The following is a 13,607-nucleotide window of genomic DNA, read 5'->3' on the forward strand; positions in this document are numbered from 1 at the left end:
GGCCCTCGTTTCCGGAGGCCTTATGCTAAACATTGTTTTATTTGAACCTGAAATCCCGCCAAATACCGGCAACATCATCCGCCTGTGTGCCAATACCGGCTTTCAGCTGCACCTGATTGAGCCGTTAGGCTTCGCCTGGGATGACAAACGCGGACTGGATTACCATGAATATACCGCGCTGAAAAAGCACGCCAGCTACGCCGCTTTTCTGGCGGCGGAAGCGCCACAGCGCTTATTCGCGCTGACCACCAAAGGCACACCGGCGCACAGCGCCGTCAGCTATCAGCCGGGCGACTATCTGTTATTTGGTCCGGAGAGCCGTGGCTTACCGCCAGAAATTCTTAATGCGTTGCCGGCAGAACAGAAGATCCGCAGCATGAACCTGTCGAATGCGGTTTCAGTGGTAGTGTATGAGGCGTGGCGCCAGCTGGATTTTGTGCGGGCACGCTGATCAAAGGCTAGATGCCGTCGCCGTACTCAAACCCGGCGCCGGTGAAGTGCTGATCCATATCCATCGACGGTTTGTCGCTGGCTGGTTTACCGACAATCCGCGCCGGCACGCCAGCCGCCGTGGTATGGGGCGGCACCGGCTGCAAGACCACCGAACCGGCGCCGATTTTGGCACCGCGCCCGACTTCAATATTGCCAAGGATTTTGGCCCCCGCGCCAATCATCACCCTTTCACGGATCTTCGGATGGCGATCGCCGCTGGTTTTACCGGTACCGCCCAGCGTGACCGACTGCAGAATGGAGACGTCATTTTCCACCACAGCCGTTTCACCAATCACGATACCGGTGGCGTGATCCAGCATGATGCCGCGCCCGATGCGCGCCGCCGGATGAATATCCACGGCAAAAGAGACCGAGATTTCGTTTTGCAGATACACCGCCAGCGCGCGCCGTCCCTCTTTCCACAGCCAGTGGCCAATACGGTACGCCTGCAGCGCGTGGAAGCCCTTCAGATAGAGTAACGGCGTGGAATATTTGTCGACCGCCGGATCGCGCTGACGCACCGCCTGAATATCGTACGCGGCCGAGACAATCATCTCGGGATCCTGACGATAGGCTTCTTCAACAATTTCGCGCACGGCGATGGCGGGCATGATCGGGTTGGCGAGCTTGTTAGCCAGCATGTAGCTGAGCGCGCTGCCGAGATTTTCATGCTTGAGCAAGGTCGTATGGTAAAAACTGGCCAGCATCGGTTCACAATCGGCCAGCGCTCTGGCTTCGGCTTTGATATGGTTCCAGACCAGTTCTAACTCTTCAGACGACATTGCTGTTTGCTCCCGATAAAAAAGCGCCCGATTAGGCGCTATAGGTGATAATGCTTAAGCGTCCTGCTTTAGCTTTGGCTGTTCTCGTCCTTCCTTGTACGACCAAGCAGGCTCAATGCTGCCTCTCGCACCGATTTTTCGCAATATAATACCTGATAAATTTGCTCGGTTATTGGCATTTCCACGCCCACCATTGCAGCTAACGCTTTAACTTCTTTGGTGTTTCTGTAGCCTTCTACAACTTGTCCGATAATGCGTTGCGCCTCATCCACGCTTTCGCCCTGCCCCAGCATCATGCCGAAACGGCGGTTGCGCGACTGATTATCGGTACAGGTCAGCACCAGATCGCCAAGACCCGCCATGCCCATAAAGGTCGTCGGATCGGCACCCAGCGCAGCACCGAGACGGCTCATCTCCGCCAGACCGCGGGTGATAAGTGCCGTACGTGCGTTGGCACCAAAGCCAATGCCGTCGGAGATCCCGGCACCAATCGCAATGACGTTTTTCACTGCGCCGCCCAGCTGCACGCCGATGAAGTCCGGATTGTTGTAAACGCGGAAGCTTTTGCCGCAGTGCAGCTTTTGCTGCAGATCGTCGGCAAACTGCGCGTCAGTGACCGCCAGCGCAATCGCCGTCGGCATACCGGCCGCCAGCTCTTTGGCAAAGGTCGGGCCGGAAATCACCGCCAGCGGAATGCTGTCGCCAAGGATTTCGCGTGCCACATCCTGCAGCAGCCGTCCGGTCTCTTTTTCCAGTCCTTTGGTCGCCCAGACAATGCGTGAGTCGGCACGCAGCAGCGGTTTAAGCTGCATCAGCACATCGCCGAACACATGGCTTGGCACCACCACCAGCAGATCGCGGCTGGCGCTGACGACGCGGGCCAGATCGGCTTCAGGAACGAGATTATCGGGGAAAGGAACATCAGGCAGGAAAGCGGTATTGCATCGGTCAGCCTGCAGCTGCGCCACGCTTTGCGGATTGTGGCCCCACAGCAGCACCGGGTGGCCATTACGGGCCAGCGTAATGGCCAGTGCGGTGCCGTACGAGCCGGCACCGATGACGCTAATCGAAGCGTTGAGTGTAGTCATCAGGCATCCTGACGTGGCGCTTCGCCTTCACCCTGCTGCTGCAGATAATTCATGAACAGAGCATCAAAGTTGACCGGCGCCAGATTGAGCTGAGGGAAGGTACCGCGTGACACTAGGCTAGTGACACATTCACGCGCATACGGGAACAGAATGTTCGGGCAGTATGCGCCGAGGCAATGTGCCATCTGCGTGCCTTCGATACCGCTGATGGTGAAGATACCGGTCTGCTGTACTTCGCACAGGAACGCGGTGTCTTCGCCCACGGTGGCGGTGACAGTAACGCGCAGCACGACTTCATACACTTCATCCGCCAGCTGAGAAGAGGCGGTGTCCAGATCCAGCTTCACTTCCGGTTCCCACTCTTTCTGGAAAACCTGAGGTGCGTTTGGCGCTTCAAATGAGACGTCTTTGGTGTAAACGCGTTGAATCAGGAACTGCATTTCGTTGCTGCTATGCTCTGACATGTTACTGAATCCTTTAAGTGAAAATTGTCGGTCGAAAATGTTATGCGCGGAGCAAGGGATCGAGTCCCTGACGCCCGTCCAGCGCGTAGAGATCGTCACAGCCGCCAATGTGCTGCGCGTCAATAAAGATCTGTGGCACCGTGGTGCGGCCGCTGCGTTTGATCATCTCTTCGCGCTTTACCGCGTCCCCATCAATGGGAATCTCCTGGTATGACACACCTTTTTGATCCAGCAACGCCTTCGCCCGGTGGCAGTAAGGACAGGTCACTTTGGTGTAAATCTCAACATTAGCCATGCGGTGATACCTCAGGAAGTTATTTACCGCGAACCAGCGGCAGGTTTTCGCCACTCCAGCCGCTCACACCATCTTTCAGCACGGTCACTTTGTCAAAACCGGCTGCGCTAAGGGTGGCTGCCGGTTCTGCGGCGCTCTGGCCGGTGGCGCATACCACAATTATGGGCTGCGACTTGTGCTTTTCCAGCTCGCCGAAGCTGCCTTTTTTGATATCGGCTGCGGCGATGTTAATAGCCCCTGAAATGTGTCCTTTGCGATAGTCGTCGCGTGAACGAACGTCTACCACCACCGCGTCCTCTTTGTTGATCAGGTGGGTTGCTTCACCACGGCTGATGGTTTTTATCTTAGAGAACATGCCTTTAACGGTGGTTACAATCACCAGAATAAGTAAAGCGACCCATGCCAGACTAAGGATGGGGTGATTGCTTGCAAACTGCATAATTTCTTGCATGAGGGGTAACGACTCCAGACCGGGGCTAATAAGCTAAAACAAGGGTTCTGAGTATACCTGCGCCACTTCGCATGTACAGTCGCGAAGCGGGCAGAGTTACGATTTGTGCGTCATTTTCCAAAAAAAGTGTTCTAATCACAAAATTGTGACAATCTTTATCCCGGTAAGCTGTGGCCGACATCTTTCGTAAAGCAAAACCCGGCCGGGATAACTGGTAAGCGGCTGTTCATCGTGGAATAATTATCGACTATGAAGGGAAAAGAGACCGTTACACACACAAGGACCCGTTACAACGACCCGGCATCTCCGTTGTCATTTCGCTGGTCCCATATCTCCCTCAGCCTGCTTTGTGCGGGTGCGTTGCTGCTGCCCGTCGCCGCGCATAGCGCCGATGACAGCAAAACGCAGCTAAAGTCCATTCAGCAGGACATCGCCGAAAAAGAGAAAAGCGTCAAAGCGCAGAAGCTGCAGCGCAGTAAGCTGCTCGATCAGCGGCAGAGTCAGGAAAAAGTGATTGCCCAAGCCAGTCGCCAGCTGAGTGAAACCCGCAACAGCCTGAGCGCGCTGAACGGCGAAATCGCCCAAACCACCGCCGCGATTGCCCGGCTGGAAAAGCAGCAGGCGCAGCAGCTGGATGCCGCGTTTCGTCAGGGCCAGCACAACGGCGTACAGCTCCTGCTCGGCGGTGAAGAAGCGCAGCGCAGCGAACGCATTCTGGCCTATTTTGGCTACCTCAATGCCGCCCGGCAGAAAAATATCGACGATCTCAGGCAGACTCAGCAGGAGCTGGCGCAGCAGCGTCAGGCGCTGCAGGGCAAGCAGGAGCAGCAGAACAAGCTGGAAACCGCCAGCGCCGCACGCAAGAAAACGCTGTCAGCGCTGGAGAGCGCGCTGGAGAAAGACCAGGTCGATCTGGTCGAGATGCGCCAGAACGAAAGCCGCCTGCAGGACAAAATCGCCAAAGCCGAACGTGAGGCGCGCGAACGGGCGCAACGCGAAGCGCGCGAGGCGGAAAAAGTGCGCCAGCGTCAGGCCCAGGCAAAAGCCAAAGGCTCCAGCTATTCCCCTACGCAAAGCGAGCGCGAGCTGATGGCGCGCACCGGCGGCCTTGGCCGGCCGGGCGGACAAGCCATCTGGCCAGTGCGCGGTCGCATTGAACATCGCTTTGGTGAAGCAATGCAGGGCGAACTGCGCTGGAAAGGTCTGGTGATTGATGCCCCGGAAGGCACTGAAGTCAAAGCCATTGCTGATGGTCGCGTGCTGATGGCCGACTGGCTGCAAGGCTACTGCCTGGTTGTGGTCGTCGAACACGGTAAAGGCGATATGAGCCTTTATGGCTACAATCAGAGCACGTCGGTGCGCAGGTGAAGGCAGGACAGCCTATCGCCCTCGTGGGCACCAGCGGCGGCCGCGGCACGCCCTCTCTCTACTTTGAAATTCGTCGTCAGGGACAGGCCGTCAACCCACTGCCGTGGTTAGGAAGATAAGTGTTGTTTCAGCCCCAAAAGCTTAGCGCCGCCCTGTGCGTGCTGTTTTTCACCTTTGCCGCCCATGCGGGAAAACTGGCTATCGTCATTGACGACTTCGGCTACCACCCGGCTGAAGAAAATAAAGTGCTGCAGATGCCCGCCGCGATTTCTGTGGCGGTGTTGCCCAATGCCCCTCATGCGCGTGATATGGCAACCAAAGCGCATCAGGGCGGTCATGAGGTTCTGATTCACCTGCCGATGGCACCGCTGAGCAAACAGCCGCTGGAGAAGGATACGTTAACGCCGAAGATGAGCAGCGAAGAGATCGCGCGCATCGTGCGTGACGCCAGCAACAAAGTGCCGTATGCTGTCGGCCTGAACAACCACATGGGCAGCAAAATGACCTCCAGCCTGCCCGGCATGCAGAAAGTGATGCAGGTGCTCAATCACTACAACTACTACTTTCTCGATAGCATGACCATTGGCAACAGCCAGTCGGTCCCGGCCGCACAGGGCACGCAGGTCAAAGTCCTGAAGCGACGGGTATTTCTTGATGACAGCCAGAATGAATCGGCGATTCGCACCCAGTTCACCCGCGCAGTGAAGCTGGCACAGCGTGACGGCTACGCCATCTCCATTGGCCATCCGCATCCCACCACGGTACGGGTGTTGCAGCAGATGTTGCCGACGCTACCGGGCGATATCACTCTCGTCCGCCCCAGCCAGTTGCTCAACGAACCGCTGCGCCAGGGCGCTACGCCTCCGGCCAGTACGCCGGTGAAACCGCGCACCCCGGTGTTCCGTGCGCCTGGCGTGTGTAAGCCAGGCCAGCCACTGCCACACGTACCGCAGAGTCGTGCGGTGGAGGTGGTGACAGAGAGCATTAACGGCAGTCCACTCGTGCAGTCGCTTAAACAGCTATTCTGATTATCAGGCGCAGCGTGCTGCGCCTTATTTAACGCCACACCTTTTCCGCACAAGGATATCGGAACAGATGACGTCAACCGGAAAGAAAATTCTGCTGCTGGATACCGGGCGCGAATGGGGCGGCGGCACCAACAGCATGCTGGAATTACTCAAGCGCATCGATCGCCAGCGTTTCGCTATCACCTGCTGCTTTTATCAGAATTATGCGCGTGGCAATCAGGAGACGATTGCATCGGTATTAGACGCGATCGGCATTCCGGTGATATTTATTGCGCAGCGCCGCCAGCCGCTCTGGGCAAAAATCACGAAAGAGTTGCTGCGCACCCTGCTGTTTTTTAACCGCGCGATGAAAAAAAGCGCCATCGACCGGATCGATCGCCAGTGGCGCATGCAGCCTAACGCCCGCCAAATCGCGACGATTTTACGCGACAGCAGCTATGATGCCCTGTACATGAATAATCAGCCCAGCACCAACGTTGAAGGCTATCTCGCAGCTGAACAGACTCACGTGGCGTTAATTCAGCACTGCCGCATTGACCCGTTACTCAATAATGCGCTGGTCAACATGATTAATCGGCATTGTGATGCGGTGATTGCCGTGTCACAGGGCGTACACCGCACCCTGAGCAAAAGCGGTGTTGATGCGCAGCGCTGCTTTACCGTATCCAACGCTATCGATATTCATCAGCCGCTGCCGGTGCGTGAAGCAGTGCGTCAGCGCTTTGATTATCCCGCGGATACCTTTATTTTCGGCTCCATCGGTTCCCTGATTGCGCGTAAATCCAACCATCATATTTTGCAGGCGCTAGGTGAATTCAGCCGCGCGCATCCTGCCGCTAAATGGAAAATGGTGATCGTCGGTGCCGGCCCGGAGCAGCAGCACTTACAGCAGCTGGCGCAAAAAGAGGGTATTGCCGCGCAGGTTATTTTTACCGGCTTTCAAAATAACGCGCTGGATTATCTGGCGGCATTCGATACGTTTATTCTCGCCTCAGCCAGTGAAGGGCTGCCGCGCGTGGTGCTGGAAGCGATGCTGGTGAATACGGCGGTGATAGGTTCGAATGTCGTCGGTACGTCGGAATTAATTCAACACGGCGAGACCGGTTTACTGTTTGACTATGGCAATACGCAACAGCTTAGCCAGCATCTTAGCGCGCTGTGGCAGGATACTGCGCTGCGCCAGCGTTTAATCGCCGCCGCTGCCGCCCGGGTGCGCGAGCGCTACAGCATTGAACATTACGTGTCGGGCGTGGAAAACATTCTGGAAAACGTCATGGAGAGAAAAAAGCATGTTTGATTTTTTAAATAAACACCGCCGCTATATTCTCTCGCGCCACAACATTCCCGCCACGCAGGCGGATGCGCAGGGCACCCTTGCCGTCAGTTCTGTAGTCATTCCCTGTACCGGCGCTGATTACATTGAAGAAGCGGTGCTCAGCGCTTATTTTGCCAGCCGCTGCGCCGACACCATCAGCGAAATTGTCATCGTCAGCGATCAGCCTTCCAGCGCTTTTCCGCCTTTACCGGCAAGAGTGCGCGTGGTGACGCTGGAGGTGCCGTTTCGTGAAGAAAATTACCGCTATAAACAGATCTACCGCAGCCGCCTGATTAAACTTCAGGCACCATTGCAGGCGACCGGTGAAGGCATATTGATGATCGATTCCGATCTCAATTTATTAAAAACGCCGGATATTGCGATGCGTGAGCATCATCTGTACAGCAGCTTCCGTCAGGGCAAGATGATCGCCAAGCTGGCCGGCGCGCCGGAAGAACATATTCCGGCTTATTACCACCACACCGTTCGCCCTTATTTGCAGGAACACGTGAATGGCGCCTATCTGGCGGCCTCCCGTCGCACATGGCAGCGTATTTGCCCGCTGTGGCTGACGTTATTTAATGATACCTGGGAATTGATGAACGACGACCAGCCGCCAACCGATCAGCTACCGCTCGCTGCCCTGCTCGACCTGCTGGATATCCGCACGGTCAATCTGGGCGAATGGGCTAACTGGCCGGTGTCGAAACGCATTGGCGGTCAGTCGGCCGTGATTCCACCGCAGGTGATTGGCGCGCATGGCGGCTTCCCCTTAAGTGAATGGCAAAAATATTTGCAGGATCCACACCAGCCGCTGAGCTTTAAAGGTCAGGACTACACACGTAAGGTGCGTTATCTGACCGATGCGGAAAAACAGCAATCCTGAGCGTCACCGGCCCGCAGGCCGGTGTGTCGTTTAATCCCAGCTCAGCACCACTTTGCCTGAACGCCCGGAACGCATCTCGTCGAAGCCCTGCTGGAAGTCGTCGATGTGATAGCGATGCGTGATGATCGGCGTCAGATCGAGGCCGGACTGAATCAGCGCGGCCATTTTGTACCAGGTTTCAAACATCTCACGGCCGTAAATCCCCTTGATATACAGCCCCTTGAAGATGACCTGATTCCAGTCAATCGACATCTCACCCGGCGGAATTCCCAGCAGCGCAATGCGTCCGCCGTGATTCATGGTCTCCAGCATGGTACGAAACGCCGGCGGCGCGTCGGACATCTCCAGTCCGACATCAAATCCTTCGGTCATCCCCTCGCGCAGATTTTGCTGCGCCACGTTGACCGCGCACGTCACGCCCATTTCACGCGCCAGCCCGAGGCGATACTCATTGATGTCAGTGATCACCACATTACGCGCGCCCACGTGCTTACACACCGCTGCCGCCATAATGCCAATCGGTCCGGCACCGGAGATCAGCACATCTTCTCCCACCAGATCAAACGAGAGCGCGGTATGCACCGCGTTACCGAACGGATCGAAAATCGCCGCCAGCTCGTCGGAAATATTGTCGGGAATTTTGAACGCGTTAAACGCCGGGATCACCAGATATTCGGCGAAGCAGCCCTGACGATTAACCCCGACACCCACGGTATTACGGCATAAATGGGTACGGCCGGCGCGACAGTTGCGGCAGTGGCCACAAGTGATGTGACCTTCGCCCGATACGCGATCGCCGATGGCGAAACCCTTCACTTCCTGACCGATGCCGACCACTTCACCAACGTATTCGTGACCGGTGATCATCGGCACCGGAATGGTTTTGCGCGACCAGTCGTCCCAGTTATAGATATGCACATCGGTGCCACAAATGGCGGTTTTGCGGATTTTAATAAGCAAATCGTTATGACCGGGCTCCGGCACCGGCGCGTCGTGCACCATCCAGATCCCCTCTTCCGCTTTCAGTTTAGCCAGTGCTTTCATCCGTTGGCTCCTGCAGTGATAACCCCTAACTGGTGTCCGATGCGCGTGAAGGCCGCCACCGCGTGCTCCAGCTGCGCCTGGGTGTGGCCGGCAGAAATCTGCGTGCGAATGCGCGCCTGGCCCTGCGGCACCACCGGATAGAAGAAGCCGGTAACGTAGATGCCTTCCTGCTGGAGCAGACTGGCAAACTGCTGCGCCACTTTGGCATCGCCCAGCATCACCGGAATGATGGCGTGATCGGCACCGGCCAGCGTAAAGCCAGCGGCGGTCATTTTTTCCCGGAAGAAGCGGGCGTTTTCCCACAGCCGCTGCCGCAGGCCATCGCCTTCGTTCAGCAGATCCAGCACGCGCAGCGACGCGGCCACAATCGCCGGTGCCAGCGAGTTGGAGAACAGATAAGGACGCGAGCGCTGACGCAGCCATTCAACCACCTCGCGTTTCGCCGCCACGTAACAGCCGGACGCGCCACCCAGCGCTTTACCCAGCGTGCCGGTCAGGATATCCACGCGATCCATCACGCACGCAGTATTCATGCGTGCCGCGTCCGCTTGCGCCGACAAAGCCCACCGCGTGCGAGTCATCCACCATCACCAGCGCATTAAACTCATCGGTCAGGTCGCAAATGCCCTGCAGGTTAGCGATCACGCCATCCATTGAGAACACGCCGTCGGTGGCAATCAGCAGATGGCGCGCCCCCTTGTCGCGGGCCTCCTGCAGGCGCGCGCGCAGCTCACCCATATCATTGTTAGCGTAACGATAGCGCTGGGCTTTGCACAGGCGGATGCCGTCGATGATCGACGCATGGTTGAGCGCATCCGAGATAATCGCGTCTTCCGCGCCCAGCAGGGTCTCAAACAGCCCGCCGTTGGCGTCGAAGCATGAGGAGAACAGGATGGCCTCTTCCATGCCGAGGAACTCGGCCAGCCGGCGCTCCAGCAGCTGATGGCTGTCCTGCGTGCCGCAGATAAAACGCACCGACGCCATGCCTCCATACCGTCTTTGGCGGCCTGAATCAGCGCCGGATGGTTAGCAAGGCCGAGATAGTTATTGGCGCAGAAGTTGATCACCGGCGGGCTATTGGCGACGTTGATTTCCGCCTGCTGCGCCGAGGTCAGGGTGCGCTCCTGTTTGAACAATCCGTCCTGCCGCGTTGTCTCAAGCTGTTGCCGGATTTGTGAATAGAACTGATCGGACATGATTCTGCTCCTCAGATAGCAAAATTTTGGCACATCTTACTGATCGAAAAGCGAATGGACGACAATTCAGCCAGGGAAATCTCCATTTTGCAGCATAGTTCACGCGGCGCACAGGATTTGTGCAGCGCGATCGGCGTCATCTGGCTGTCCGCATTGGGCTGAAATGTTATGATGTTAGGTATTCGTGCGTGAAACCTCCTGTTTCACCCCAACTGTTTAAAGGCAAAGCATATGATTATCGTAACCGGCGGCGCAGGCATGATTGGCAGCAACATTGTGAAAGCACTCAACGATCGCGGTCATACCGATATCCTGGTGGTGGATAATCTGAAAGATGGCACCAAATTCGTGAACCTCGCGGATCTGGACATCGCGGATTACATGGATAAAGAGGAGTTCCTCACCTACATCATGTCGGGTGAAGATCTGGGTCCGATTGAAGCGGTGTTCCATGAAGGTGCCTGTTCAGCCACCACCAAGTGGGACGGTAAGTACATGATGGACAATAACTATCAGTACTCAAAAGATCTGCTGCACTTCTGCCTCGAACGTGAAATTCCGTTCCTGTATGCCTCATCGGCCGCCACCTATGGCGGGCGTAACGAGAACTTCATTGAAGAGCGCCAGTACGAGCAGCCGCTCAACGTGTACGGCTACTCAAAAATGCTGTTCGACCACTATGTACGCCAGATTCTGCCGGAAGCGGATTCGCCGGTGTGCGGCTTCCGCTATTTCAATGTGTACGGGCCGCGTGAAGGCCATAAAGGCAGCATGGCGAGCGTTGCGTTCCACCTCAATACGCAGATCAGCAACTGTGAAAATCCTAAGCTGTTCGAGGGCAGCGACAGCTTCCGTCGTGACTTCATCCATGTCGATGATGTGGTGGCAGTCAATCTGTGGTGCTGGGAAAACGGCGTATCCGGCATCTATAACTGTGGTACCGGCAGCGCCGAATCTTTCCAGGAAGTGGCGGATGCCGTGCTGAAGTTCCACCAGCAAGGCCAGATCGAATACATCCCGTTCCCGGACAAACTGAAAGGACGCTACCAGGCCTTTACTCAGGCGGATCTCAGCAAACTGCGCGCCGCGGGCTATGACAAACCGTTTAAAACCGTTGCCCAGGGCGTGGGCGAATATATGGCTTGGCTGAACCGTCACGCATAAGGAAACCGGCACCGGCGATGAAAATTCTGGTTATTGGTCCCTCTTGGGTCGGCGATATGATGATGTCGCAAAGTCTCTATCGCACGCTGAAACAGGCGCACCCGGAGGCGGTAATTGATGTGATGGCGCCGGCCTGGTGTCGGCCGCTGCTGTCACGCATGCCGGAAGTGAATCATGCGCTGGCGATGCCGCTTGGCCACGGTGTGCTGGCGCTGGGTGAGCGCCGTCGCTTGGGCAAAGCGCTGCAGGCCAGCGGTTACGATCGCGCCTATGTGCTGCCAAACTCGTTTAAATCGGCGCTGGTGCCGTTTTTTGCCGGCATCAAACGCCGGATCGGCTGGCGCGGCGAAATGCGCTATGGCGTGCTGAATTACGTGCGGGTGCTGGACAAAGCCGCGTTTCCCTTAATGGTGGAGCGCTATGTGGCACTGGGCTATGACCAGCCGGTTGCGGCGGCAGCACAGTTGCCGCAGCCGCTGTTGTGGCCGCAGCTGCGCGTCGACGACGATGAAAAACGCATGACCGCGGCGCAGTTTGCGCTGTCGGCCGATCGCCCGGCCATCGGCTTTTGCCCCGGCGCCGAGTTTGGTCCCGCGAAGCGCTGGCCGCACTATCACTACGCCGCGCTGGCGGCACAGCTGATTGCTGAAGGCTATCAGGTGCTGCTGTTTGGCTCGGCTAAAGATCGGGAAACCGGCGAGGCGATCCTGCAGGCGCTGCCGGACACGGCACGCGCGCACTGCCGCAATCTGGCGGGCGAAACGCAGCTGGAGCAGGCGGTGATTCTGATCGCCCACTGTGCTGCGGTCGTCAGCAATGATTCCGGACTGATGCACATTGCCGCCGCGCTCAACCGGCCGCTGGTGGCGCTGTATGGCCCGAGCAGCCCGGACTTCACGCCGCCGCTGTCCCATCAGGCGCGCATCATTCGCCTGATTACTGGCTACCACAAAGTGCGCAAAGGCGATGCCGCAGAGGGCTATCACCAGAGCCTGATTGATATTCAACCGGCACGCGTGCATCAGGAACTCAACGAGTTACTGCATCCGGTGCAGGAGTAACCATGCACGTTTTGATTGTTAAAACCTCGTCGATGGGTGATGTGCTGCACACGTTGCCGGCGCTGACCGATGCGATGCAGGCGACTCCCGGCATTCGCTTCGGCTGGGTGGTGGAAGAGAATTTTGCGCAGATCCCCGGCTGGCATCCGGCCGTTGACAAAGTCCTGCCGGTGGCGATTCGTCGCTGGCGCAAATACTGGTTTGGCAGCCAGCAGCGCGAAGAGCGCGTGCAATTCAAACTCGAGCTGCAATCACGTCAGTACGACGTGGTGATTGATGCCCAGGGGCTGATTAAAATCGCCGCGCTTGTGACGCGCCTCGCCAAAGGCATCAAACATGGTCAGGACAGCCGCAGCGTACGCGAACCGTTCGCCAGTTGGTGGTATGACAAGCGTCATGAGATTAGCAAGCAGCAGCACGCCGTGGAACGCACGCGCGAACTGTTCGCGAAAAGTCTGGGCTACGAAAAACCGGCCACGCAGGGCGACTATGCCATTGCCGGTCATTTTCTCGCGGCACAACCGCAGGATAGCCAACCGTACTTGGTGTTTCTGCACGCCACGACGCGCGACAACAAACACTGGCCGGAAGATCACTGGCGCCAGCTCATCGCGCGGGTTCAGCCCACTGGCCTGCGCGTCAGGCTGCCGTGGGGCGCCGAACACGAGCACCAGCGCGCGCAGCGGCTGGCTGAAGGGTTTGATCATGCAGAGGTGTTGCCGAAGCTGACGCTGGAGCAGGTGGCGCAGCAGCTGGCGGGCGCCCGTGCGGTGGTCTCGGTGGATACCGGTTTGAGCCATCTGACCGCCGCGCTGGATCGCCCCAACATCACCCTGTTCGGCCCGACTGACCCGGGTCTGATTGGTGGCTACGGCAGGAATCAGCATGCGTTACGGCCCGCTCAGGGCAGCAGCATGGCAGACATTCAGCCTGACGACGTGATGGCCATGCTGGCTGAGATCGCGCTGTAACG

At 57.4% G+C, this 13,607-nt stretch carries 13 protein-coding genes and 2 pseudogenes; 8 read left to right on the top strand and 7 right to left on the bottom strand.

Translation table 11 applies throughout. The annotated features are described in order from the left end of the window. Positions 1-22: 22 nt before the first annotated feature. Complete coding sequence (locus AC6I8M_RS20605; protein ID WP_010616523.1) at positions 23-451, top strand: TrmH family RNA methyltransferase; 429 nt, start codon at positions 23-25, stop codon at positions 449-451. A 7-nt stretch (positions 452-458) separates the two neighbouring features. On the opposite strand, the gene cysE is transcribed toward AC6I8M_RS20605, so the two are convergent. From cysE to AC6I8M_RS20630, 5 genes are all read right to left on the bottom strand, one after another. Continuing rightward, a complete protein-coding gene (cysE, locus tag AC6I8M_RS20610) occupies positions 459-1,274 on the bottom strand; it encodes a serine O-acetyltransferase (protein WP_058948836.1) in 816 nt (271 codons plus the stop codon). 68 nt (positions 1,275-1,342) lie between these two features. Next, a complete protein-coding gene (gene gpsA, locus AC6I8M_RS20615) occupies positions 1,343-2,362 on the bottom strand; it encodes an NAD(P)H-dependent glycerol-3-phosphate dehydrogenase (protein ID WP_498013592.1) in 1,020 nt (339 codons plus the stop codon). After that, positions 2,362-2,826 (bottom strand): protein-export chaperone SecB, encoded by a 465-nt coding sequence (gene secB / locus AC6I8M_RS20620; RefSeq protein WP_010616519.1) that lies wholly within the window; start codon positions 2,824-2,826, stop codon positions 2,362-2,364. Before secB ends, gpsA begins: the two co-directional genes overlap by 1 nt. A 40-nt stretch (positions 2,827-2,866) precedes the next feature. Beyond that, positions 2,867-3,121, bottom strand: coding sequence for a glutaredoxin 3 (grxC, locus tag AC6I8M_RS20625; RefSeq protein WP_010616518.1), 255 nt, complete (start codon positions 3,119-3,121; stop codon positions 2,867-2,869). A 19-nt stretch (positions 3,122-3,140) separates the two neighbouring features. After that, positions 3,141-3,572 (bottom strand): rhodanese-like domain-containing protein, encoded by a 432-nt coding sequence (locus tag AC6I8M_RS20630; protein WP_010616517.1) that lies wholly within the window; start codon positions 3,570-3,572, stop codon positions 3,141-3,143. Between the two features lie 249 nt (positions 3,573-3,821). Between AC6I8M_RS20630 and envC the strand changes: the two are divergent. The 4 genes and pseudogenes from envC to AC6I8M_RS20650 all read left to right on the top strand — a co-directional run bounded on the left by envC (position 3,822) and on the right by AC6I8M_RS20650 (position 8,169). Continuing rightward, positions 3,822-5,059, top strand: a pseudogene (envC, locus tag AC6I8M_RS20635) (murein hydrolase activator EnvC). Beyond that, on the top strand, positions 5,060-5,968 hold the full coding sequence (locus tag AC6I8M_RS20640) for a divergent polysaccharide deacetylase family protein (protein WP_022548528.1): 909 nt from the start codon (positions 5,060-5,062) through the stop codon (positions 5,966-5,968). A gap of 67 nt (positions 5,969-6,035) precedes the next feature. Then, entirely contained in the window at positions 6,036-7,265 is a 1,230-nt protein-coding gene (locus tag AC6I8M_RS20645) for a glycosyltransferase (RefSeq protein WP_010616515.1), read from the top strand. After that, on the top strand, positions 7,258-8,169 hold the full coding sequence (locus tag AC6I8M_RS20650; protein ID WP_010616514.1) for a hypothetical protein: 912 nt from the start codon (positions 7,258-7,260) through the stop codon (positions 8,167-8,169). Before AC6I8M_RS20645 ends, AC6I8M_RS20650 begins: the two co-directional genes overlap by 8 nt. Positions 8,170-8,199: 30 nt before the next feature. On the opposite strand, the gene tdh is transcribed toward AC6I8M_RS20650, so the two are convergent. Together tdh and AC6I8M_RS20660 are read right to left on the bottom strand one after the other, a co-directional pair. Then, positions 8,200-9,213: an L-threonine 3-dehydrogenase gene (gene tdh, locus AC6I8M_RS20655; RefSeq protein ID WP_498013593.1), complete on the bottom strand. Its 1,014-nt coding sequence runs from the start codon at positions 9,211-9,213 to the stop codon at positions 8,200-8,202. Further along, positions 9,210-10,409: pseudogene (locus AC6I8M_RS20660) on the bottom strand (glycine C-acetyltransferase). The gene tdh and the pseudogene AC6I8M_RS20660 overlap by 4 nt, the downstream one beginning before the upstream one ends. Positions 10,410-10,640: 231 nt before the next feature. On the opposite strand from AC6I8M_RS20660, the gene rfaD reads away from it, so the two are divergent. The 3 genes from rfaD to rfaC are packed head-to-tail and all read left to right on the top strand — an operon-like array spanning position 10,641 to position 13,605. Beyond that, entirely contained in the window at positions 10,641-11,573 is a 933-nt protein-coding gene (rfaD, locus tag AC6I8M_RS20665) for an ADP-glyceromanno-heptose 6-epimerase (protein WP_010616507.1), read from the top strand. Between the two features lie 17 nt (positions 11,574-11,590). Further along, positions 11,591-12,634, top strand: coding sequence for an ADP-heptose--LPS heptosyltransferase RfaF (rfaF, locus tag AC6I8M_RS20670; protein WP_010616506.1), 1,044 nt, complete (start codon positions 11,591-11,593; stop codon positions 12,632-12,634). A gap of 2 nt (positions 12,635-12,636) precedes the next feature. Then, positions 12,637-13,605: a lipopolysaccharide heptosyltransferase RfaC gene (rfaC, locus tag AC6I8M_RS20675; protein ID WP_010616505.1), complete on the top strand. Its 969-nt coding sequence runs from the start codon at positions 12,637-12,639 to the stop codon at positions 13,603-13,605. The last annotated feature ends 2 nt before the right edge of the window (positions 13,606-13,607 follow it).

The organism is Type-A symbiont of Plautia stali (genome assembly GCF_059731155.1).

Excerpts from the sequence above, each read along its gene's own strand:
- grxC (WP_010616518.1), bottom strand. The coding sequence starts at position 3,121 with ATGGCTAATGTTGAGATTTACACCAAAGTGACCTGTCCTTACTGCCAC.
- secB (WP_010616519.1), bottom strand. The coding sequence starts at position 2,826 with ATGTCAGAGCATAGCAGCAACGAAATGCAGTTCCTGATTCAACGCGTT.
- AC6I8M_RS20630 (WP_010616517.1), bottom strand. The coding sequence starts at position 3,572 with ATGCAAGAAATTATGCAGTTTGCAAGCAATCACCCCATCCTTAGTCTG.
- AC6I8M_RS20650 (WP_010616514.1), top strand. The coding sequence starts at position 7,258 with ATGTTTGATTTTTTAAATAAACACCGCCGCTATATTCTCTCGCGCCAC.
- rfaF (WP_010616506.1), top strand. The coding sequence starts at position 11,591 with ATGAAAATTCTGGTTATTGGTCCCTCTTGGGTCGGCGATATGATGATG.
- AC6I8M_RS20605 (WP_010616523.1), top strand. The coding sequence starts at position 23 with ATGCTAAACATTGTTTTATTTGAACCTGAAATCCCGCCAAATACCGGC.
- cysE (WP_058948836.1), bottom strand. The coding sequence starts at position 1,274 with ATGTCGTCTGAAGAGTTAGAACTGGTCTGGAACCATATCAAAGCCGAA.
- AC6I8M_RS20645 (WP_010616515.1), top strand. The coding sequence starts at position 6,036 with ATGACGTCAACCGGAAAGAAAATTCTGCTGCTGGATACCGGGCGCGAA.
- tdh (WP_498013593.1), bottom strand. The coding sequence starts at position 9,213 with ATGAAAGCACTGGCTAAACTGAAAGCGGAAGAGGGGATCTGGATGGTG.
- gpsA (WP_498013592.1), bottom strand. The coding sequence starts at position 2,362 with ATGACTACACTCAACGCTTCGATTAGCGTCATCGGTGCCGGCTCGTAC.
- rfaC (WP_010616505.1), top strand. The coding sequence starts at position 12,637 with ATGCACGTTTTGATTGTTAAAACCTCGTCGATGGGTGATGTGCTGCAC.
- rfaD (WP_010616507.1), top strand. The coding sequence starts at position 10,641 with ATGATTATCGTAACCGGCGGCGCAGGCATGATTGGCAGCAACATTGTG.